At 68.9% G+C, this 21,987-nt stretch carries 19 protein-coding genes; 7 read left to right on the top strand and 12 right to left on the bottom strand.

Going from position 1 to position 21,987, the window contains the following annotated elements; translation table 11 throughout:
• Positions 1-10: 10 nt before the first annotated feature.
• Positions 11-1,195, top strand: coding sequence for an AI-2E family transporter (locus H8B22_RS02750; protein WP_187712599.1), 1,185 nt, complete (start codon positions 11-13; stop codon positions 1,193-1,195).
• Positions 1,192-1,911: a DnaA regulatory inactivator Hda gene (gene hda / locus H8B22_RS02745; RefSeq protein WP_225876259.1), complete on the top strand. Its 720-nt coding sequence runs from the start codon at positions 1,192-1,194 to the stop codon at positions 1,909-1,911. Before H8B22_RS02750 ends, hda begins: the two co-directional genes overlap by 4 nt.
• A 17-nt stretch (positions 1,912-1,928) precedes the next feature.
• On the opposite strand, the gene murU is transcribed toward hda, so the two are convergent.
• The 4 genes from murU to cysG all read right to left on the bottom strand — a co-directional run bounded on the left by murU (position 1,929) and on the right by cysG (position 6,254).
• On the bottom strand, positions 1,929-2,636 hold the full coding sequence (gene murU / locus H8B22_RS02740; RefSeq protein ID WP_187712598.1) for an N-acetylmuramate alpha-1-phosphate uridylyltransferase MurU: 708 nt from the start codon (positions 2,634-2,636) through the stop codon (positions 1,929-1,931).
• Positions 2,633-3,637: an aminoglycoside phosphotransferase family protein gene (locus H8B22_RS02735; RefSeq protein ID WP_187712597.1), complete on the bottom strand. Its 1,005-nt coding sequence runs from the start codon at positions 3,635-3,637 to the stop codon at positions 2,633-2,635. The genes murU and H8B22_RS02735 overlap by 4 nt, the downstream gene beginning before the upstream one ends.
• 163 nt (positions 3,638-3,800) lie before the next feature.
• Complete coding sequence (gene cysK / locus H8B22_RS02730; RefSeq protein ID WP_187712596.1) at positions 3,801-4,778, bottom strand: cysteine synthase A; 978 nt, start codon at positions 4,776-4,778, stop codon at positions 3,801-3,803.
• 27 nt (positions 4,779-4,805) lie between these two features.
• Positions 4,806-6,254, bottom strand: a complete 1,449-nt coding sequence (gene cysG / locus H8B22_RS02725) for a siroheme synthase CysG (protein ID WP_187712595.1) — start codon at positions 6,252-6,254, stop codon at positions 4,806-4,808.
• A gap of 264 nt (positions 6,255-6,518) precedes the next feature.
• Here cysG and H8B22_RS02720 point away from each other — a divergent pair, with 264 nt between their 5' ends.
• Positions 6,519-7,511 carry a LysR family transcriptional regulator gene (locus tag H8B22_RS02720; RefSeq protein ID WP_187712594.1) on the top strand — a complete coding sequence of 331 codons (993 nt, stop codon included), beginning with the start codon at positions 6,519-6,521 and terminating at the stop codon, positions 7,509-7,511.
• A 269-nt stretch (positions 7,512-7,780) separates the two neighbouring features.
• Here H8B22_RS02720 and H8B22_RS02715 read toward each other — a convergent pair whose 3' ends face one another.
• The 3 genes from H8B22_RS02715 to H8B22_RS02705 all read right to left on the bottom strand — a co-directional run bounded on the left by H8B22_RS02715 (position 7,781) and on the right by H8B22_RS02705 (position 12,226).
• The gene (locus tag H8B22_RS02715; protein ID WP_187712593.1) at positions 7,781-8,521 is read right to left on the bottom strand and encodes a phosphoadenylyl-sulfate reductase; all 741 of its coding nucleotides are present in this window, start codon (positions 8,519-8,521) and stop codon (positions 7,781-7,783) included.
• Complete coding sequence (gene cysI / locus H8B22_RS02710; RefSeq protein WP_225876258.1) at positions 8,518-10,236, bottom strand: assimilatory sulfite reductase (NADPH) hemoprotein subunit; 1,719 nt, start codon at positions 10,234-10,236, stop codon at positions 8,518-8,520. The genes H8B22_RS02715 and cysI overlap by 4 nt, the downstream gene beginning before the upstream one ends.
• 109 nt (positions 10,237-10,345) lie before the next feature.
• A complete protein-coding gene (locus H8B22_RS02705; RefSeq protein WP_187712591.1) occupies positions 10,346-12,226 on the bottom strand; it encodes an assimilatory sulfite reductase (NADPH) flavoprotein subunit in 1,881 nt (626 codons plus the stop codon).
• A 190-nt stretch (positions 12,227-12,416) separates the two neighbouring features.
• Here H8B22_RS02705 and cysD point away from each other — a divergent pair, with 190 nt between their 5' ends.
• Positions 12,417-13,379, top strand: a complete 963-nt coding sequence (gene cysD / locus H8B22_RS02700; RefSeq protein ID WP_187712590.1) for a sulfate adenylyltransferase subunit CysD — start codon at positions 12,417-12,419, stop codon at positions 13,377-13,379.
• Positions 13,379-15,265, top strand: coding sequence for a sulfate adenylyltransferase subunit CysN (cysN, locus tag H8B22_RS02695; protein ID WP_187712589.1), 1,887 nt, complete (start codon positions 13,379-13,381; stop codon positions 15,263-15,265). Before cysD ends, cysN begins: the two co-directional genes overlap by 1 nt.
• Before the next feature lie 74 nt (positions 15,266-15,339).
• Here cysN and H8B22_RS02690 read toward each other — a convergent pair whose 3' ends face one another.
• Positions 15,340-15,600: a GlsB/YeaQ/YmgE family stress response membrane protein gene (locus H8B22_RS02690; protein WP_187712588.1), complete on the bottom strand. Its 261-nt coding sequence runs from the start codon at positions 15,598-15,600 to the stop codon at positions 15,340-15,342.
• A gap of 159 nt (positions 15,601-15,759) precedes the next feature.
• Complete coding sequence (locus H8B22_RS02685; RefSeq protein ID WP_187712587.1) at positions 15,760-17,250, bottom strand: M20 family metallopeptidase; 1,491 nt, start codon at positions 17,248-17,250, stop codon at positions 15,760-15,762.
• 267 nt (positions 17,251-17,517) lie between these two features.
• Here H8B22_RS02685 and H8B22_RS02680 point away from each other — a divergent pair, with 267 nt between their 5' ends.
• Positions 17,518-17,850 (top strand): ComEA family DNA-binding protein, encoded by a 333-nt coding sequence (locus H8B22_RS02680; protein WP_187712586.1) that lies wholly within the window; start codon positions 17,518-17,520, stop codon positions 17,848-17,850.
• Positions 17,851-18,042: 192 nt separating this feature from the next.
• A complete protein-coding gene (locus tag H8B22_RS02675) occupies positions 18,043-18,654 on the top strand; it encodes a HutD/Ves family protein (protein ID WP_187712585.1) in 612 nt (203 codons plus the stop codon).
• An 18-nt stretch (positions 18,655-18,672) separates the two neighbouring features.
• On the opposite strand, the gene H8B22_RS02670 is transcribed toward H8B22_RS02675, so the two are convergent.
• From H8B22_RS02670 to H8B22_RS02660, 3 genes are all read right to left on the bottom strand, one after another.
• Positions 18,673-19,338, bottom strand: coding sequence for a PepSY-associated TM helix domain-containing protein (locus H8B22_RS02670; RefSeq protein WP_187712584.1), 666 nt, complete (start codon positions 19,336-19,338; stop codon positions 18,673-18,675).
• 88 nt (positions 19,339-19,426) lie between these two features.
• Positions 19,427-21,568 carry a TonB-dependent receptor gene (locus tag H8B22_RS02665; protein WP_187712583.1) on the bottom strand — a complete coding sequence of 714 codons (2,142 nt, stop codon included), beginning with the start codon at positions 21,566-21,568 and terminating at the stop codon, positions 19,427-19,429.
• 95 nt (positions 21,569-21,663) lie between these two features.
• Positions 21,664-21,987, bottom strand: coding sequence for a non-heme iron oxygenase ferredoxin subunit (locus H8B22_RS02660; RefSeq protein WP_187712582.1), 324 nt, complete (start codon positions 21,985-21,987; stop codon positions 21,664-21,666).

Raw genomic sequence — 21,987 nt, 5'->3', positions numbered from 1 at the left:
GGCCGTGCTGATGGAATCGCACACGTCCCTGGACGAAATCGCGCGCTTCCTGCGCCGGCTGCAATGGACCGCGCTCGGCCTGGGCGCGATGTGGCTGCTGTGGCTGCTGGCGCCGGTGCTGACCCCGTTCGTGGTCGCGGCGATGCTGGGTTGGCTCGGCGATCCGCTGGTGGACCGGCTGCAGCGCACCGGCCGTTCGCGCAATACCGCGGTCACGCTGGTGTTCTCGGCGATGACCCTGGTGGTGATCCTGGTGCTGGTGCTCCTGGTGCCATTGATCGAGCGCCAGATCGCCACGCTGATCGCGTCGCTGCCGAGCTACCGTGACTGGTTGCTGCAGATCGCGATCCCGTGGGTCGAGGCCAAGACGCGGATGGAGATTTCGGGCTGGCTCGATTTCAACCACCTGGTCGAACTCATCCGCAGCAACTGGGAACGCGCCGGCGGCATCGCGACGACGCTGCTGGGGTACCTGTCGCGTTCCGGCTTCGCCATCCTGGCGCTGGTCGCCAACATCGCGCTGCTGCCGGTGCTGACGTTCTTCTTCCTGCGCGACTGGGACGTGCTGGTGGCGCGCGTGGCCGCGCTGATCCCGCGCGCCTACCTGGGCACGGCGTCGCGGCTCGCGCGCGAATCCAGCGACGTCCTCGGCGCGTTCCTGCGCGGGCAGTTCCTGGTGATGGTGGTGCTCGGGGTGATGTACGGCCTGGGCCTGTGGGGCGTCGGCCTCGACCTGGGCATCCTGATCGGCATCATCGCCGGCCTGCTGACGTTCGTGCCGTACCTCGGCCCGGCCAGCGGCATCATCCTGGGCTGCATCGCCGCGCTGGTGCAGTACGGCGACTGGGAACACGTCGCCGGTGTGCTCATCGTGTTCGGCATCGGACAGGTGATCGAAAGCTACTGGCTGACGCCGAAGCTGGTCGGCGACCGCATCGGCCTGCACCCGGCCGCGGTGATCTTCGCCGTGCTCGCTGGCGGGCAGCTGTTCGGCTTCCTCGGCATGCTGCTGGCGTTGCCGGTGGCCGCGGTCGCCAACGTGCTGCTGCGTTACGCCGAGCAGCGCTACACGCACAGCCGCCTGTACGCAGGCGAGCCGCCGGTGGAAGCCGTGCCGGTGGAAGCCGTGGCTGCTGCTGCGGCACCCGCGCCCGCACCCGCGGCCACCGGGGCGGTGGAGCGCCAGCCGGAGTGAGCCGCAGCGTGCATGGGGTGCCGCAACTGCCGCTGGCGTTGCGCTATCCGCCGGACCAGCGCATGGAGACGTTCGTCCGCGCCCCCGAGGGCGCGCTCGAACAACTGCGTGCGGCCGCCGCCGCAGCCACCAAGTCCACGACGCGTGATGCGCTCTACCTGGCCGGGCCGTCCGGCGTCGGCAAGACCCACCTGCTGCTGGCGAGCTGCGCCGCCGCCGAAAACATGGGCCGCCGCGCCGCCTACCTGCCGCTGGTAGCGGCGGCGGGGCGTGTGCGCGACGCGCTGCAGGCGCTGGAAGGCAACGACCTGATCGCGCTGGACGGACTGGACGCGATCGCCGGCCAGCGCGACGACGAGATCGCCCTGTTCGACGCGCACAACCGCGCGCGTGCCGCCGGCGTCGCGTTGCTGTATGCGGCGCGCGACATTCCCGATGCGATCGGTTTGAGCCTGCCGGACCTGTGTTCGCGCCTGGGCCAGTGCACGCGTATCACCCTGGCGGCGCTGGACGACGACGGCCGGCGCGAAGTGTTGCAGCAGCGCGCGCAGCGTCGCGGCCTGATCGTCGAGGACGCCGCGCTGGACTGGTTGCTCAAGCGGGTCGGACGCGACCTCGGCGGACTCACGGCGCTGCTCGACCAGCTCGACCGCGCTTCGCTGGCGGCGCAGCGCCGTCTTACCGTGCCGTTCCTGCGGCAGACGCTGGATCTGTAGGGCGTTTCCGGGATCGCCTAGCGATCCGCTTGCACAAGCTCCGCATCCAGCTGCGCTAGTCGCTGCGGCGTGCCGACATCGGTCCAGCGGCCGCGGTGGTGCTCGCCGGTGATCCGGCCCTCGCCCATGAACGCGCGCAGGATCGGGGCGAGGCGGAAGCGCGGCGGTGTTTCGCCGGCACCGTCGTCGTGCGTACGCGCACGCCAGCCATCGAGCAGTTGCGGGCGGTACATGCCGATGCCGGCGTAGGTCAGCCGATGCTCGCCGTCGCTGCGCACCAGGCCATCGGCAGCGAGGGCGAAGTCGCCCTGCGTCGCCTGCACGGGACGATCGACCATCACCAGGTGCGCCAGGCCGGCGGGCTCGCGCGGCAGGCGGGCGAAGTCGTAGTCGGTCCAGACGTCGCCGTTGACCAGCAGGAACGGCGCATCGCCGAGCAGCGGCAGCGCATGCAGCATGCCGCCGCCGGTTTCCAGCGGACGCGGGCCCTCAAAGGAATAGTGCAGGCGCAGGCCCCAGTCGCTGCCGTCGCCGAGCGTCGCCGGGAACTGCGGCGCCAGCCAGCTGGTGTTGACCACCACCTCGCGCACGCCGATCGCGGCGAGCTTCTCTAGGTGCCAGGCGATCAAGCGCTTGCCGCCGACGGACAGCAACGGCTTGGGCGTGTGGTCGGTCAGCGGGCGCATGCGTTCGCCCAGGCCGGCTGCGAAGATCAGGGCCTTCATGCGGCGCTCCGCTGCAGCGCCGGGCGGATGCGTGCATCGAGCAGTTCGCGCAGCGGCGCCAGCTGCGGATGGCGCGGCAGGACTTCATCGAGGTAGGCGATGAAGCGCGGTGCATCCAGCAGGTACTTCGGCTTGCCGTCGCGGTAATGCAGGCGCGCGAAGATGCCGAGCACCTTGAGGTGGCGCTGCACGCCGATGAAGTCGGCGTCGCGCAGGAACTGTTCCCGCGGCGGCACCGGCAAGCCGGCCTCGAGCGCGCGCGCGTGGTAGCGCGCGAGCCAGCCGTCGACGCGCGCCAGCGGCCAGCTGAGGAAAGCGTCCTTGAACAGGCTCACCGGGTCGTAGGCGATCGGGCCGGCCACGCAGTCCTGGAAATCCAGTACCGCCGGGCCGTCGGCCACCGGCATCAGGTTGCGCGGCATGAAGTCGCGATGGGTCAGCACGCGCGGCTGCGCCAGCGCGTTGTCCATCAGCCGGCGTTGCACCAGCTGCAACTGCTCGGCTTCGCCGCAATCGAGTTCGAGGCCGAGGTGGCGGCGCAGGAACCATTCCTCGAACAGGCCGGCGTCGCGTTGCAGCAGCGCCTCGCCGAATACGGCCATGTCCTGCGGCGGTGCGATCTGCTGCAGTTTCAGCAACTGCGTGATCGCCGCATCGAAGTGCGCGTCGGCGTTGTCCGCGTCGATCACCTGCGCGAGCGTCGGGCCGCCGAGGTCTTCCAGCAGCAGGAAGCCGGCGTCGACGTCCTGCACCAGCACCTGCGGCACGCGCACGCCGCCGGCTTCGAGCAGGTCGCGGATGCGCAGCCACGGCCGCACGTCCTCCAGCTCCGGCGGCGAATCCATCACGATGCGACTGCCGGCATCGGTCTGCGCGCGCCAGTAGCTGCGGAAGCCGGCGTCGACGGACGCGCGCTGCAGCTGCAGGCCGGCATCGCCGGTGGCGGCGCGCGTCCAGGCGGTGCGGGCGGTTTCGCGGTCGATGGAGTCGGAAGCGGTCATGCGGGCGTCGCGTGGAGATGGACGCGAAGAGTAACCGCACGGCCGAGTGATCGCTGCGACGTTGGTGCGTGTCCCGGCCCCGGCGCACTACCGCCTGATAGCGGGCTCATGTCGGTGGAGCCCGTGTGCGCTTGCGCTTACCCGGGCTACACCAGCCGAACGCTCAGGCCGCGGCGGCTTGCGCCTCCAGCGACGCCAGCCATTCGTCGTCGGAGCCTTCGCTCACGCCTTCGAACAGGAAGGTCGACAGATAGCGTTCGCCGGTATCCGGCAGCATCGCCAGCAGCACCGAGCCTTCCGGTGCGCGCTCGGCCACCTGCAGGGCCGCCGCGACGGTGGCGCCGGCGGAAATGCCCACGAACACGCCTTCCTCGGCGGCGAGGCGGCGCGCGGTGTCGCGGGCCACCACTTCGTCGATCGGCAGGATCTCGTCGGCGATCGTGCGGCTGAGCACCGCGGGCAGGAAGTCCGGGGTCCAGCCCTGGATCTTGTGCGGTTTCCATTCCTGGCCGGACAGCAGCGCGGCGCCGGCCGGTTCGCTGGCGATCACCTTGATGCCCGGACGCGCGAGCTTGAGCACTTCGCCGGCTCCAGTGATCGTGCCGCCGGTGCCCCAGCCGCTGACGAAATAGTCCAGGCGCTGGCCGGCGAAGTCGCGCAGGATTTCCGGGCCGGTGGTGCTGCGGTGGTAGGCCGGGTTGGCTTCGTTCTCGAACTGGCGCGCGAGGAACCAGCCGTGCTTCTGCGCCAATTCGTTCGCCCGGCGCACCATGCCGCTGCCGCGTTCGGCGGCGGGGGTGAGGATCACCTTCGCGCCGAAGGCGCGCATCAGCTTGCGGCGTTCGATGGAGAAGGAATCCGACATCACCGCCACGAACGGATAACCGCGCGCGGCGGCCACCATCGCCAGCGCGATGCCGGTGTTGCCTGAAGTCGCCTCGATGATCGTCTGGCCCGGCTTGAGCAGGCCCTTCTGTTCGGCGTCGAGGACGATGGCCAGGGCGAGGCGGTCCTTGACCGAGCCGCCGGGATTGAAGGCCTCGTTCTTCGCGTACAGGGTGACGTGCGCGGGCGCGATGCGATGCAGCTTCACGATGGGCGTGGAGCCGATGGTGTCGAGGATGCTGTTGTAGATGGTCATTGGGGATCTGTACTCGGAGTGGGGGAATCAGGCGGCCTGCGCAAGATTCGCGAGCGGACTGCATCCTGCGCCCGCTGCCGTTAAGGGTTCGCTACCGAACCAGTGCAGGCTCGCCGCGAGCGCGGCGACCTCGCCGATGACCAGCAAGGCCGGCGCGCCCACGCAGTAAAAACGTGCTGTTTCGGGCAGATCGGCCAAGGTGCCCAGCACCACCCGCTGTTCAGGTCGCGTGCCGTTCTCGATCAGCGCGAACGGCGTGCTCGCGGCGCGGCCGTGGGCCAGCAGGCGATCGCGGATGCGCTCCAGGCCCGCCACGCCCATGTAGAACGCGAGCGTCTGCTTCTCCTGCGCCAGCGCGGCCCAGTCGCAGGCGTCGTCGTCGCGCGTGTGCGCGGTGATGAAGCGCACCGACTGCGCGTGGTCGCGGTGGGTCAGCGGGATGCCGGCATACGCGCCGCAGGCGATCGCCGCGGTGATGCCGGGCACGACTTCGAAATCGATGCTATGCGCGCGCAGCGCCTCCAGTTCCTCGCCGCCGCGGCCGAACACGAACGGATCGCCGCCCTTGAGCCGCACCACGCGCTTGCCGAGGCGGGCGTGTTCGACCAGCAGGCGGTGGATGCGTTCCTGGGTGGCGTGGTGGTCGCCGCCGACCTGCTTGCCGACTTCGATGAACTCCGCGTCGCGCCGCGCCAATGCGAGCACCTCGGCGCTGACCAGGCGGTCGTGCAGGACCACGTCGGCTTCGTTGAGCACGCGCAGCGCCCGCAGGGTCAGCAGGCCCGGATCGCCGGGGCCGGCGCCGACCAGCGCGACGCTGCCCGACGGCGGCAGCTGGGGCTGCTCCAGGGCGGCGATGAACTCGCGCCGCGCCTTCGCGGTGTCGCCCTGCCGCAGCAGCGCGGGGATCGGCCCCTGCAGCACGCGGTCGAAGAAGCGCCGGCGTGCGGCCAATTCGGGCAGGCGCGTGCGGATGCGCTCGCGGGCCTGGCTGAGCAGGTCGGCCAGCGCGCCGAGCGATTCGTCGAAGCGGGATTCCAGCTGCTCGCGCAGGTGGCGGGCCAGCATCGGCGCGCCGCCGCCGCTGGAAATCGCGATCTGCACCGGGCCGCGCTCGACCCGCGCGGGCAGGTGGACGCTGGACAGCTCCGCGTCGTCGACGACGTTCGCCCAGACCCGCCGCGCCTCGGCCGCGGCGGCCACGGCGCGGTTGACCTGCGGATCGTCGGTGGCGGCGATGACCAGCCAGGCGCCGTCCAGCCATGCTGGGGTGAAGGCGCCACGGATCAGCTCGATGCGGCCGGCGCGGGCGAGTTCGGCCAGTTCAGGTTCGACCTCGGTGGCGCCGAGCCGGATCCGTGCCTGCGTGGGCAGCAGCGCCAGCACCTTGCGTCGGGCCACGGCGCCACCGCCGACCACCAGCACGGCGCGGCCGGCGAGCTGGGTGAACAGCGGGAAGAGGGGAGGCGCGGACATGGCGGACACTGGACTGGGGGCGTTTGCGCAACCTAGCGTTGTGGCCGGAGCGGCGGAAATGACCGCCGGCTGTGGCTTCATGCCCCCAGGGCATGACCAGCGCTGGACACGCCCCCGCTTCTACCGTTATGGTTTATCCGTTCATCCGCATAAAGAGATAACTAAAATGAAATCCACGATGTTTACCTGGTGTCACTCGCTCATTTCCACCGTAGCCACGGCCGCCGCCCCCGCCCCGCAACCCGACCGACCCCAGACGCCGCCATGACCCTGACGCAGCTCCGCTATTTCGCCGCCATCGCCGATTCCGGCCTCAACATCACCCTCGCTGCCGAGCGCGTCCACGCCACCCAGCCCGGCCTGTCCAAGCAGCTCAAGCAGCTCGAGGAAGAACTCGGTTTCCTGCTGTTCGCACGCAAGGGCCGCAGTCTCGAAAGCATCACCCCCGGCGGTACCCAGGTCCTCGCGCATGCGCGTCGCCTGCTCGCCGAAGCCGCCAACATCCGTTCCTACGCCGCCAACCAGCGCCGCGATGGCCACGGTCGCCTGGTGCTCGCCACCACCCATACGCAGGCCCGTTTCGTCCTGCCGCCGGCGATCGCCCAGCTGCGCCAGACCTATCCGCGCGTGAGCGTGCACCTGCTACCTAGTTCCGAGGGCGACGTGCTCGACCTGCTGGCCCGCGGCGAATCCGATTTCGCCCTGATCAGCACTGCGGGCGAAGCGCCGGCCGGCGGCATCGCCGTGCCGTTGTTCCGCTGGAAGCGCGTGGTGCTGGTGCCGCGCGCGCATGCGCTGGCGCGCAATGGCGCCGCACCGACCCTGGCGCAGCTCGCCACGCAGCCGCTGGTCAGCTACGAATCCTCGACGCGTCCGGAGTCGTCATTGCGCCGCGCCTTCGCGACCGCCGGCCTGGAGCCGCAGCTGTCGATGACCGCGCGCGACGCGGACCTGATCAAGACCTACGTGCGTTCCGGCCTCGGCGTCGGCCTGCTCGCGGAGATGGCGGTGAACGCGCGCGAAGACACCGACCTCGTCGCGCTACCCGCGCCGGCCGCGATTCCCGAGTGCATCGCCTGGGCCGTGCTGCCGCGCGAACGCGTGCTGCGCGACTACACCATCGAACTGCTGCACGCGCTGGCGCCGCAGATCGACCAGCGCGACCTGCAGCGCGTACTCGCCGGCAACCAGGAGCCCGACTGGCCGCAACCGCCGAGCTGGTCCGAGTTGAGCGAGGCGCTCAGCCAGGCGGCGTGAGCCAGACGGCGTGATTTGTTCCTTCTCCCCGCTTCAGCGGGGAGAAGGTCGAAGCGGCCGGCAGGCCGCTGAGGGAAGGGCGGATGAGGGGCCAACGGCGCCGCGATCCAGACGTGGTAGCCAAGTGTCGAGTGCCAGGGAAGGTGCCCGCACTCGACACGTCACAACCACCGAAATCGCTCGGCTCCGGCCTCCCCCTCACCCGGCTTCGCCACCCTCTCCCCGCAAGCGGGGAGAGGGATAGGTCCGTCGGCCAAGAGTGAGGTGCCTCACGCGGCGCGATGGTTGTCCCACTCCTCGTGCAACCCGCACTCGCGCTTCAGCCCGAAGTAGCGCGTGTCCTCCTCGCTCATGCCCGCTTCCAGCCGGCGCGTGGTGTGCACGTCGCCGATCGAGACGTAGCCGTCGTGCCAGAGCGGGTGGTAGGGCAGGTCGTGCTTCTGCAGATAGGTCCACACGTCGCGGTCGCTCCAGTCTGCGAGCGGGTGCAGTTTCCAGCGGCCGTCGTGCAGCTGCAGGAACGGCGTCTGCGCACGGCTGCGCGACTGCGAACGGCGGATGCCGGAGATCCACGTGCGCGCGCCGAGTTCGCGCAGCGCGCGCTGCATCGGCTCGACCTTGCGCAGGCGGTTGTAGCGCTCGATGCCATCCACGCCCTGTTCCCACAGCTTGCCGAAGCGCGCCTCCATCCAGGCGATGCCGATCTGCGGGCGATAGACCTTGAGGTTCAGCGCCAGCCGTTCGGTGAGCTCGTCGACGAAGCGGTACGTCTCCGGAAACAGGTAGCCGGTGTCGACCAGGACCACCGGGATGTCCGCCTTCTGCCGCGTGACCAGATGCAGCGACACCGCCGCCTGCGCGCCGAAGCTCGACGACAGCGCGTGCCCGCCGGCGAGGTTCGCCAGGCCCCAGGCCACGCGTTCCTCGGCGGAACGCGTCGCCAGCCATTGGTTGAGTTCGTCCAGCGAGCGCGGCGACTCGGCGGCGGTGATGGGATCGGGCGGGCTCATGCGACCAGTTCCAGTTGCAGTGACTTGCTCACGACCACGCCCGTACGCACGAGGAAGTCGCCGAAGTGTTCGCCGGCTTCGCGGCCGGAGGCGTATTGCGCGAACAACGGATCGAGCGCTTTGATGATCGCTGCTTCATCGATGTTTTCGCGATACAGGGTGTTGAGGCGGGTGCCTTTGTGCGAGGCGCCGAGCATCAGGTTGTAGCGCCCCGGCGCCTTGCCCACGAGCGCGATCTCGCCGAGGTACGGCCGCGAGCAGCCGTTGGGGCAACCGCTGAGGCGGATGTTGATCGGTTGGTCGCGCAGTGCGTGCGTGTCGAGCAGCTCTTCGATGCGGGTGAGGAAGTCGGGCAGGTAGCGCTCGGCCTCCGCCATCGCCAGGCCGCAGGTCGGCAACGCCACGCAGGCGATGGCATTGCGGCGCACCGGCGAGGCCTGCACGTGCTCGCCGAGGCCATGCGAGGCGACGAGCGAATCAATGTGCGCACGTTGTTCGGCGGGAATGTTGGCGATGACCAGGTTCTGGTTCGCGGTCATGCGGAATTCCGGTGCGCTGGCGCCGCCATCGAAGGGCAGCAGCGCCTTGGCGATTTCGCGCAGGCCGGTCAGGTGCGGCTGTTCGCGATCCTGGATGCGGCCGGCAACGATGCGCAGCGTCAGGTGCCACAGTCCGTTGTCGCCCGCGCCGTTGTCAGTCCGGGTCCAGCCGAAGCGGTCGCCGTTGTGGACGAAATCGAAGCGGCGTGCCGCGGGCAGGGAGAAGCCGGCGCGGCGTTCGACTTCGGCCTTGAAGGCGTCGAGACCGCGGTCGTCGATGGTGTACTTCAGCCGCGCGCGCTTGCGCACCACGCGGTTGCCCCAGTCGCGCTGGGTGGTGACCACGGCTTCGGCGACGGCGCCGAGCTGGTCCGGGGTGATGAAGCCGATCACGTCGGCGAGTCGGGGGTAGGTTTCCGCGTCGCCATGGGTCGCGCCCATGCCGCCGCCGACGCTGACGTTGTAGCCGACGACTTTGCCGGCTTCGATGATGGCGATGAACCCCAAGTCCTGCGCGAACACATCGACGTCGTTGTACGGCGGGATCGCGAAGCCGATCTTGAACTTGCGCGGCAGGTAGGCGTCGCCGTAGATGCGGTCTTCTTCCTCGCCGCTGCCGGCGACGCGCTCCTCGTCGAGCCAGATCTCGTAGTAGGCGCGGGTGTTGGGCAGCAGATGGTTCGACAACGCCGCGGCCTGCGCATGCACGAATGCATGCGCTGCCGATTCGTGCGGGTTGGCTGAAACCGCGACGTTACGGTTGACGTCGCCGCACGCGGCGAGCGTGTCGATCAGCGCGGCGTTGATCGCGGCCATCGTCGCCTTCAGCTCGCGCTTGATCACGCCATGGAACTGGAACGCCTGGCGCGTGGTGATGCGCAGGCCGCGCTCGGCGTAGGTGGTGGCGATGCGATCCAGCTTGAGCCATTGCTCCGGCGACACCACGCCGCCCGGCGTGCGCGTGCGGATCATGAACTGCCAGGCCGGCTCCAGCTTCTGCTGGCGGCGTTCCTCGCGCAGGTCGCGGTCGTCCTGCTGGTAGCTGCCGTGGTACTTGATCAGGGTCTGGTCGTCGTCGGCCAGCGCGCCGGTGACCGGATTGGCGAGTGATTCCAGCAGCGTGCCGCGCAGGCGGGCGCTGGATTTCTTGATGTCTTCGACGGAATGCGCGCTCACGGCCGCACCTCCGTAGCCCGGGTAAGGCCGGACGCCGCACCCGGGGACTCTTGGACGGTCGGTCCCGGGTGCGCTTCGCTTACCCGGGCTACTGTGGTTGAGAAATTCATCAGTACACATCCCGCGAATAGCGGCCCTGCGCCTGCAGGTCGTTGAGGTAATCGTTGGCGTCATCGGCCGACCTGCCGCCGTGCGTGGCGATGATCTGCAACAACGCCGCGTGCACGTCCTTGGCCATGCGCGTCGCGTCGCCGCAGACGTAGACGTGGGCGCCGCCTTCCAGCCAGGCGAATACCTCGGCGCCGTGTTCGCGCAGGCGATCCTGCACGTACACCTTGTGCGCCTGGTCGCGCGAGAAGGCGAGGTCGAGACGGTGCAGTTCGCCACGCTTGAGCGCGTCCTGCCATTCGAGCTGGTAGAGGAAATCGCTGCGTGCGTGCGGGTTGCCGAAGAACAGCCAGTTGCGGCCGCTGGCGCCGGTGGCGGCACGCTCCTGCACGAAGCCGCGGAACGGCGCGACGCCAGTGCCCGGACCGACCAGGATGACGTCGCGCGTCCCGTCCTTCGGCACGCGGAAGCGCTCGTTGGGCTCGATGAAGACCGGCACCTTGCCGCCCTCGGCCGTGCGCGCCAGGAAGCTGGAGGCCGCGCCCCAACGTAGGCGCTCGTCGGTGTGGCCGCCGGCGGCTTCGTATTCGATGTGTGCCACGGTGAGGTGGACTTCCTCCGCGCCGACGGCACGCGTGCTGGAGGCGATCGAATACAGCCGCGGCGCGAGCGGACGCAACGCAGCCACCAGTTCCTCGCCGCTCCAGGCCGCCGGGTGCGCCAGGAGCAGGTCGATCACCTGGTTCTCGGCCAGCAACTTTGTGAAATCGGCCGCACGATCGGGCGCCAGCAGGGCGTTGAGCACCGCGCTCTGCGCGTGCGCCGCGTGCGTCGCCACGAACGGCCGCGACAGGCGCGTGAGTTCGCGCCGGTGCGACAGCCATTCGCGCAACGGCAGCGTCTGTGCGCCGTGGGTCACCGCCTGCGCGCCGTCGAGTTCCAGCGTCGCCAGCACGGCCTCGACCAGGCGCGGCGGATTCACCGGCCACACGCCCAGCGCGTCGCCGGGTTCGTAGTGCAGGCCCGAACCTGCCAGCGACAGCTCGAAGTGACGGATGTCCTTATTTGAAGCCACTTTCTCGCTGCCGCGGCCGGTGATGCGCTGGTTGACCAGCAGCTCGGCGTGGAACGGGTTGTCGCGCGTGTACAGGCTCACCGCGCTCGCCAGCGGGCGCAGCGGGGTGACCGTCGCCAGCGGTGCCTGCGGCTTCAGTGCTTCCTTCGCCGCGGCGAGCGCGCTGGCCAGCCACGGCGTGGCGACCGTGTCGATGTCGAGATCGGCTTCGCCGCGCGCGAACCAGCGCTGCGCGCCGAGTTCGGCCAGGCGTTCGTCCAGGCGCCGGCCGATCGCGCAGAACTGCGGGTAGCTGGAATCGCCCAGCGCCAGCACGGCATAGCGCAGGTCCGGCAGCTGGGGCGCGCGCTTGCCGGCGATGAACTCGACGAAGCCGCGTGCGTCGTCCGGCGGATCGCCGTCGCCCTGGGTGCTGATGACGATGGCGAGGTGGCGTTCGTTCTTGAGCTCGCGCGTGGCGTAGGCGTCGGCGCGGACCAGGCGCGCGCCCAGGCCGGCGGCTTCGACCTGCTGCGCGAGCTGTTCGGCAAGGCGCCTGGCGTTGCCGGTCTGGCTGCCGTAGACGATGGTCAGGCGCGCCGCGGCCTGCGCCTCCATCGCCGGCACGGCCGCAGGTCGCGATGCGGGCAATGACTGCGAACGCGCCAGGCCCGCGGCATAGCCCGACACCCACCACAGGCCGGCGCCGTCGAGGCCGCCGGTCAACTGCTCGAGCAGCGCCGCCTGCTCCTGCGAAAGCAGGGACGGCGGCGCGACCAGGCCGAGCGTGCCGGTCGAAGCGGGGGCGGGGGCGGGCGAAGCGGACATCGTGCAGCTCGGGAGTGGATCGATGCTGCGAGGCTAGTTAGGCCTGCGCGCGGCGAGAAAGGACTTCGCGCTATGCGCTTATGCCGAGCCTGCATCTACCGCTCGCCCGCTTCTGGCCATACTGCGTCCCCGGTCGGGCATCCCGCCCCGATTTGCGTACGATGGCGCCAGTTGCGCGCCCCTCCAGCCGATGTCACTGCCGCTCTTGAACCCGTTGCCCCCGAATCCGAGTGCCCCGACTGCCCTGGGCCCGCAGGCCCTCAGCCACCTCGACCGCCTCGAGGCGGAGAGCATCCACATCCTGCGCGAAGTCGCCGCCGGCTTCCGCAACCCGGTGATGCTGTATTCGGTCGGCAAGGACAGCTCGGTGCTGCTGCACCTGCTGGGCAAGGCCTTCGCGCCGGGCAAGCCGCCGATCCCGCTGCTGCACGTCGATACCGGCTGGAAGTTCCGCGAGATGATCGCCTTCCGCGACCGCCGCGCCGCCGAAACCGGCGTCACCCTGCACGTGCACACCAACCCCGACGGCGTGGCGCAGGGCATCGGCCCGATCAGCCACGGCGCGACCGTGCACACCGACGTGATGAAGACGCAGGCGCTGAAGCAGGCGCTGGACCAATTCGGTTTCGACGCCGCGATCGGCGGTGCGCGTCGCGACGAGGAGAAGTCGCGGGCGAAGGAGCGCATCTTCTCCTTCCGCAACGAACAGCACCGCTGGGACCCGAAGAACCAGCGCCCGGAGCTGTGGAGTCTCTACAACACCCGCATCCACAAGGGCGAATCGGTGCGCGTGTTCCCGATCTCCAATTGGACCGAGCTGGACGTGTGGCTGTACATCTACCGCGAGAAGATCCCGGTGCCGTCGCTGTACTTCGCGGCGCAGCGCCCGGTGGTCGAACGCGACGGTGCCTTGCTCATGGTCGACGACGAGCGCCTGCCGCTGCGCGCGGGTGAAAGGCCCGAACACAGGCAGGTGCGCTTCCGCACGCTGGGCTGCTATCCGCTCACCGGCGCGATCGAGTCCGATGCCGACACGCTGGAGAAGATCATCGCCGAGATGCTCGTCGCCACGACGTCCGAACGCCAGGGCCGGGTGATCGACCACGATCCCTCCGCGTCGATGGAGAAGAAGAAGCAGGAGGGCTATTTCTGATGAGCGCGGAAAACGCCAGCGCCGCGGCCGCCGTCGCTGCCTACCTGCACCAGCACGAGACCAAGGGCCTGCTGCGCTTCATCACCTGCGGCAGCGTCGACGACGGCAAGAGCACGCTGATCGGCCGCCTGCTGTACGAGAGCAAGGGCCTGTTCGAAGACCAGCTCGCCGCGCTCGACAAGGACAGCCGCCGCCACGGCACGCAGGGCGACGACATCGATTACGCGCTGCTGCTCGACGGCCTCGCCGCGGAGCGAGAGCAGGGCATCACCATCGACGTCGCCTACCGTTTCTTCAGCACCGACAAGCGCAAGTTCATCGTCGCCGACTGCCCCGGGCACGAGCAGTACACGCGCAACATGGCCACGGGTGCGTCGACCGCCGACGTCGCCGTGGTGCTGGTCGATGCGCGCAAGGGCCTGCTGACGCAGACGCGCCGGCACAGCTACATCGTCTCGCTGCTGGGCATCCGCCACGTGGTGCTGGCGGTGAACAAGATGGACCTGGTCGGCTACGACCAGGCGGTGTTCGACGCGATCGTCGCGGGCTATCGCGAACTGGCCGAGCAACTCGGCATCGACCACGTCACCGCCATCCCGTTGTCAGCGCTGAAGGGCGACAACCTGCTGCAGCGTTCGCCGAATACGCCCTGGTACCAGGGCACGAGCCTGCTGGGCTACCTTGAGAGCGTCGAACCCGGTGCGCGCGGCGCGGCGCTCGGCTTCCGCCTGCCGATCCAGTGGGTGAACCGGCCCAACCAGGACTTTCGCGGTTTTGCCGGCAGCATAGCCGCCGGCGCGGTGAAGCCGGGCGACGAGATCGTCGCGCTGCCGTCGGGGCGGCGCTCGAAAGTCGTGCGCGTGATCGGCGCGCAGGGCGACCAGGAAACAGGTGTCGCCGGGCAGGCGATCACGCTGACCCTGGCCGACGAACTCGACATCAGCCGCGGCGACGTGATCGCCGCCGCGCAGCAACCGCCGCAGGTCGCCGACCAGTTCGCCGCGCACGTGCTGTGGATGGGCGAGCAGCGCCTGCTGCCGGGCCGTCCGTACTGGCTCAAGATCGGCACGCGTACCGTCAGCGCCAGCGTCACCGAGATCAAGCACAAGGTCGACGTCAACACGCAGGAACAGCTGGCCGCCAAGCACCTGGAGCTCAACGAGGTCGGCTACTGCAACCTGTACCTCGACCACGCCATCGCCTTCGAGGCCTACGCCGACAACCGCGAGCTGGGCGGCTTCATCCTCATCGACCGCCAGACCAACGCCACCGTGGCGGCCGGCACGATCGACTTCGCCCTGCGCCGCGCCGGCAACATCCACTGGCAGCACGTCGATGTCGACAAGGCCGCGCGCGCGCGCAGCAAGGCGCAGGCGCCGCGCTGCGTGTGGTTCACCGGCCTGTCGGGCTCGGGCAAATCGACGATCGCGAACCTGGTGGAGAAGCGCCTGCACGCGATGGGCCACCACTGCTACATCCTCGATGGCGACAACGTGCGCCACGGCCTCAACAAGGACCTGGGCTTCACCGACGAGGACCGCGTGGAGAACATCCGCCGCGTCGCCGAAGTCGCCAGGCTGATGGTCGATGCGGGCCTGATCGTGCTGGTGAGCTTCATCTCGCCGTTCCGCGCGGAGCGGCGCATGGCGCGTGAACTGTTCGAGCCGGGTGAGTTCGTCGAAGTGTTCGTCGACACCCCGCTGGAAGTCGCCGAGCGGCGCGACGTGAAGGGCCTGTATGCGAAGGCGCGTGCGGGCCGGATTCCGAACTTCACCGGCATCGATTCGCCGTACGAAGCGCCCGAGCGCGCGGAACTCGTACTCGACACCGTGCAGGAAACGCCGGAAGCACTGGCGCAGCAGGTGATCGCGCGCCTGCTCGACTGACCGGTCGGCGCAGCGGCAGGCACCAAAACAAAACCCCGGCATCCGCCGGGGTTTTGTTTGCGTCCGTGCTGGCCTCAGGCGGCTTTCGCGGTCTTCTTGCGGATCGTCTCGTACAGGAACAGCAGGACGATCGCCGCAACAATTGCGCAGGCCCAGACCATGACCGTGCCGGTCAGGTTGAGCATGGCCGCGAGCCGGCTGCCGACCAGGGCGCCGGCGATGCCGAGCAGGATGGTGAGGATCCAGCCCATCGGGTCGGCGCCGGGCTTGAAGAAGCGGGCCAGGATGCCGATGACCGCACCGCCGATGATGTAACCAATGACGCCTTCGAACATGGAGGTACTCCTGTTGAATCGCTGGTTGGTGTGGGGCGGGGCCATCCTACAGGCATGCCCCGGCCCGGCACGCTGCGGTGCAGCGTGGACGCGCGGCGCCCGGGCCGGGCAAGAAAAAAGCTCGGCGTTGGCCGGGCTTTTTCAGTACAGCGCGGGCAATCAGCAGCAGCCGTGGTCGCCGTGGTGCTCGCCGCCGGCCACTGCGGCCACGCCGCGGGTTTCGCCGCGCTGGCTCGCCAGGTGGTGTTCGGCGATCACGCGCGAGACCGACGCGGTCACGCGCTTGCCCATCGGGATGTGCAGGAACTCGTTCGGGCCGTGCGCGTTGCTGTGCGGACCGAGCACGCCGGTGATCATGAACTGCGCGCCCGGGAACTTCTCGCCGAGCATGCCCATGAACGGGATCGTGCCGCCTTCGCCCATGTACATCGCCGGCTGGCCGAAGAACTCCTGGCTCGCGGTGTCGATCGCGTTGGACAGCCACGACGACATCGCCGGCGCGTTCCAACCGGTGCTGGCCTTTTCCAGTTCCAGCGTGACCTCCGCGTTGTTCGGCGGGTTGGCTTCGAGCGTCTGCTTGAGCAGGTCGCCGGCCTTCTTGCCGTCCAGCGTCGGCGGCAGGCGCAGCGACAGCTTCACCGAGGTGAAGGGACGCAGCACGTTGCCCGCAGACGACAGCGGCGGCATGCCGTCGACGCCGGTGACCGACAGCGCGGGGCGCCAGGTGCGGTTGAGCACCAGTTCGTTGAGTTCGTCGGCCATCGGCTTGAGGCCGGCCACCAGCGGGAACTTGTCGAAGATCGCGGTATCCAGTACGCGCGCGGCTTCCTGCGCCTGCGCCTGGCGTTCTTCCGGGATCTCGACGTGCAGGCCGTCGACGATGATGCGGCCGGTCTGCTCGTCCTCGATGCGCGAGAGCAGCTGGCGGATCAGGCGGAAGCTCGACGGCACGATGCCGGAGGCGTCGCCCGAATGCACGCCTTCCTCCAGCACCTTCACGCTGAAGTTGCCGCCGGCCAGGCCGCGCAGCGACGTGGTGCACCACAGCTGTTCGTAGTTGCCGCAACCCGAGTCGAGGCAGACGACCAGCGACGGCTTGCCGATGCGATCGGCGAGGTGGTCGACGTAGGCGGGCAGGTCGTAGCTGCCCGATTCCTCGCAGGCCTCGATCAGCACCACGCAACGCGAATGCGCCACGCCCTGCTGCTGCAGCGCCATGATCGCGGTGAGCGAGCCGAAGATCGCGTAGCCGTCGTCGGCGCCGCCGCGGCCGTACAGGCGGTCGCCCTTGATCACCGGCTTCCACGGGCCGAGGTCGTCGTCCCAGCCGGTCATCTCGGGCTGCTTGTCGAGGTGGCCGTAGAGGATCACGCAATCCTCGTTGCTACCGCCGTTGGACGCGGGGATGTCGATGAAGATCAGCGGCGTGCGGCCTTCCAGGCGCACGACTTCCAGCTGCATGCCGGGGACGGTCTGCGCGCGCGCCCACTTCTCCATCAGCGCGACCGCGGCGTCCATGTAGCCGTTCTTGACCCAGTCGGCGTCGAACATCGGCGACTTGTTGGGAATGCGGATGTATTCGACGAGTTGCGGAACGATTTCCTCGTCCCACTTGGCGGACACGAACTGCTCGATCTTGCGGCTATCCATCTGGTCTTTCCCGGCTTGCGGACCTTTCGCGGGAAAAGCCCGGGGTGGAATTTGGGGGGGGGAGGGCAGTTTAACGCACGCCGGATTTTTCCTACCCCGGAAACGGGCCGTTTCCCGCCCGATTGGCCCGCCTTTGCCGATGGGAACGCCCCGGGCGGCCGTGGAGACTGTCCTCACCGGGCCGCTGCGCCCGGGGCCCGCGGGAGCGGGTCGCCAGACACCCAGCCGCCAGGCACGGACCGAAACCAACCACAAGGAGAGTTCCACATGCGCAAGTTCACCGCCCTGCTGCACACCGTCGCTCTTTCGCTGCTGTTCGCCGGCAGTGCGTTCGCCGCCGAGAAGGTCAACATCAACACCGCCGATGCGGCGACCATCGATCGCGTGCTGATCAACATCGGCAAGAGCAAGGCCGATGCCATCGTCGCCTACCGCAAGGCCAACGGCGCGTTCCGCAGCGCCGAACAGCTGACGCTGGTGAAGGGCATCGGCCTGAAGACGGTCGAGAAGAACCGCGACCGCATCGTCGTGGCCGGCGGTGCACCGGCTCCGGCGCGCAAGCCGGCTGCGCCGGCGCGCCCGGCCACCGCCAAGCGCTGAAGCCCGGCATCGGGCAGCTCACCGGGGCAGGACGCCCCAAGGAACTCAGGCCACGGCCTGGACATGGAAGTGTGGCGCCCGGCCGCGCAGGGATGCATGGCCGGGCCCGGTTTTCCCCAGCGCCTGTTTCGATGGAGCGTGGCGGCGCGACGTATTGGCCGACAGGCCGGAGCCCGCCCGTTAAACTGGGGCATGGCCGAATCCGCACTGCCCGCACGCTCCTGGGTCATCCCCGCCAACGAGTACCGTCGCGAACGCTGGCGCAACCAGATGGGCTGGACGCGCGAGATCTACAAGTCGCCCGACGAGGGCGACTGGGACTGGCGGCTGTCGATCGCGGAGATCGAGCGCGATTCCGTCTTTTCCTCATTCCCCGGCATCGACCGCGAACTGGTGTTGCTCGCCGGCAATGGCATGCGCCTGCGTTTCGACGACGGCGAGGTCCACGAGCTGCACCCGCCCCACGGCAAGCTGCGCTTCGCCGGCGAACGCGGCGTCACCGGCGAACTGGTCGACGGGCCGACGCACGATTTCAACCTGATGTGGCGCCGCGACCGCGTGCAGGCGGAGCTGTTCCACCGGCCGCTGGTGGGGCCGATGGTGATCTTTGCCGAAGCGGGCGCGACCTGGGCGGTGCACCTGCTCGCCGGCCGGGCGCGTTTTGCCGACGACTCGGGCCTGCCGGCGCTGGAACGCGGCGATACCGCGATCCTGCAGGCCGGCGCCGAGCGCCTGCGCCATGTCATCGAAGGCGGCGGCGAACTGCTGCTGGTGCGGGTGAATCCGCTCGAACCGCAGGCCTGACGGCCGCGGGCGCCGCGCTCAGAGCAGCGCGGGGACGACCACGGCGGCCAGGATCGCCAGCGACAGGCCGAACACGCTCAGCACCATCTCGCGCGGCGTGCGGCCGCGCGCCCACATCCAGATGCCCGACAGGCCAAGCAGCAGCATGCCGATGGCGAAGCTGTCGGCGAGCAGGGTCCAGGCCCAGCCACCACCGACGCCCTTGTGCAGGCGATTGATGGCCGCGAGCAGGGTGTGCGAGCTGCGCTTGAGTTCGGCGGTGTCCTTGCCGGGGCTGTATTCCAGCGACCACGACGCGCTCGCGGTGCCACCGCTGAGGCTCCACTTCGGTGCCTGCTTGGCGTCCCTCGCCTTGCCTTCCTTCCCCTCCTTGCCGCCCGGCGCACCCTTGCGGATCACCTGTGCATCGAGGTTCTGGGTTTCGCGCAGCCACAGCGACAGTTCTTCCGGCGACGTGCGCGCCTCCGCAGGGATCTGCAGCTCGATCCGGCCGGTCTCGGCGCTGTCGCCCTGCGGCCACGCGCTGTCGCCGAAGCGGTTGTTCATCACCAGGCCGGAGAAGCCGTAGATGATCGCGGCGAGCGCGCCCCAGGCACCGATCCACAGGTGCAGCTGGCGGATCCAGCGATAGGTGGCATTGCTGCGGCGACGGGCGGGATCGGCCGTGGTCGTGGTGGCATTCATGCGAAGGCTTCCGTTGGGCTCCGTTGCAAAAAGCCGGGAGCCCGCGCGTACGCGGACTCCCGGCCGATGCTGCAGAGGATCGAACAGGTCAGAACTTGAGGTTCACGCTCAGGTAGGCCGCGCGCGGCGAACCCGGGGTGATGTTGTTGTCGTTGTTCGCCGAGACGAAGTACTGCTTGTCGAAGATGTTCTCGAGGTTCAGCTGCAGGCCGAGGTTGTCGTTGACATCGAAGAACACCGCAGCGTCGTAGCGCGTGTAACTCTTGATCACCACCTGGTTGCTGGTGGAGGCGAAGAACTCGCCGCGATAGATCGCGCCCAGGCCGACGCCCCAGCGGTTGCTGAAGTCGAAGCGGTTCCACAACGAAGCCGTCTGCTCGGGCAACTGCGCGGGCTTGGTGAGGCTGTCGGGGATATCGCCTTCCTGCCAGGCGTAGGCGCCCATCACGCTCCAGGCTTCGGTGATGTTGCCGGCCAGGCCCAGTTCGAAACCCTTCACGCGCTGGCCGTCGATCAGGATCGACTGCGTGGGATCCGACGGATCCGGCGCGATCACGTTGGTGCGCTCCAGACGGTAGGCCGCGGCGGTCAGCGCCAGGCCACGCACGACTTCCCACTTGGCGCCGATCTCGTAGTTGCGGAATTCCTCGGGATCGAACGCCTTGTTGGTCGGGGTCAGCGACGACAGCTGGTCGCCGGCGCGCGGCACGTAGGCGATGCTGTAGCTCGCATACAGCGAGAGCGGATCGAGCGGCTTGTAAACCAGGCCTACGCGCGGCGACAGCAGGTTGTCGGTGGAGCTGATGGCCTGGCCGTTGCGGTTGTTGCGGAAGTCGACGTCGAAGCGGTCGTAGCGCAGGCCGACGATCGCCTGCCACTGCGGCGAGAACTCGATCTGGTCCTGGGCGTACAGCGCGGCCACCTTGGCGACGCTGTGGTTGTCCGCGTCGGTCGCGCTCTGGCGGAACTCCATCGGCCCGGTGTAGCGCGGATTGTCGAAGGGCACGAAGACCGAGGTGACGGTCGAGCCCGGCGCGCCGAAGTAGCCGGTCTGGCGGAAGTTGTCGGTCTCCTGGCGGCCCAGTTCGGCACCGAACAGCAGCGTCTGCTTGATGCGGCCATCGAGCGCCCAGACGAAATCGGTCTGGTTGAAGAAGTTCTTGCGCTGGGTGGCGTTGCTGTACGCGCGGATTTCGGCGAGCGTGCCGGCCGCATTGACCGGGCCGCCCGCGTAGACGTTCTGGTAGAACTTGTCGTAGTCGGCGATACGGGTACGGTTGCGCAGGGTCAGGCCATTGCCGAAGTCATGGTCGACCAGCGCGCTGAGTGCGTCGACGTCGGCCCAGGTCGGGCTGCGGTCCGGGTCGCCAAAGAACGTGGACGGGTCGGTTTCCACCGGCAGGCGGCGGCCATTGAACGGCGTGATCGAGGAGGGGATGCCGCGGTCGGCGACGCGCTCGTCCTTGAAGTGCTCGTAGCCCAGGGTGATCGTGGTGTTGTCGCCGGCGGTGAAGGCGAAGGTCGGGTTGATGCCCCAGCGCTTGGCTTCGTAGCCGTCGCGGTAGCTTTCCGAGTCCTCGACCATGCCGGTGACGCGGAATGCCGCGGTGTCGTTGATGGCCTGGCCGAAGTCGCCGGCGAGGCGGCGCTTGTTCCAGGAGCCGACCTGCAGGCTGAGGTCGCGCACGGTCTCCCAGTCGGCCTGCTTGGTGACGCGGTTGATCACGCCGCCGCTGCCACCGCGGCCGAAGATCATCGCGTTGGGGCCCTTCAGCGCCTCGACGCGCTCGATGTTGTACAGGTCGCGGAAGTACTGGGTGTCGTCGCGCATGCCGTCGACGAACATGTCGCCGGTGGTGCTGTTGCCGCGCATCACCGGGGTGTCGCGGTTGCCTTCGCCCTGCGCCATGGTCACGCCGGGGACGTAGCGGACGACGTCGCCGAGGTTCTGCATGGCCTGGTCGCGGATCAGGTCCTGGGTCACCACCGTGATCGACTGCGGGACGTCCTGCAGTTCGGTGTCGGTCTTGGTCGCGCTGGTGCTGCGCTTCTGCACGTAGCCATAGTCCACCTTGCCGTACACCTGCACGGTGTCGAGTTCGGTGGCGCGCGCGTCGCCATCGGTGGCGGCGTCGGTGGCAGCGGCGGTCTCGGCGTAGACCGGGGACGAGAGCGCGAGCGAAAGAGCGACGGCCAGGGGCGCGGCTGCCGGAATCTGCTTGATGGACATGGTTTCAGAAGGATGAGTGCGGCAGCGCCGCGGCGGCCGCCATCCTAGTGAGAATCGTTCTCAAATGCAAACGATTCGCGTTTTCCTGATTCGACTCAGCCGCGGTCGTCGCGGGTCCACACGCCGATCTCGTCGACCTTGACCGGGAACTTCACCACCGGCTCGTAGGCCGGCGCGCACAACGGCCGGCCGTCGCGCACGTCGAACTTCGCGCCGTGCAGGGCGCACTCGATCGTGGCCTCGTCGCCGTCGAAGTGGCCCGCGGACAGTTCGAAGTCCTCGTGCGAGCACTTGTCTTCCATCGCGTAGTAATCGCCGTCGTAGTTCACGACGAGGATGGGGACGTCGCCGTCCCAGGCCACGGTGGTTTCCCCGGGCAGCAGTTGCGAGGTCGCGCAGACGAACACCCAGTCACCCAT

It is taken from the genome of Lysobacter terrestris, assembly GCF_014489475.1.
GTDB lineage: Bacteria > Pseudomonadota > Gammaproteobacteria > Xanthomonadales > Xanthomonadaceae > Agrilutibacter > Agrilutibacter terrestris.
The sequence above is the reverse complement of the archived record's forward strand: the minus strand, read 5'-3'. Positions and strand labels throughout refer to the sequence as shown.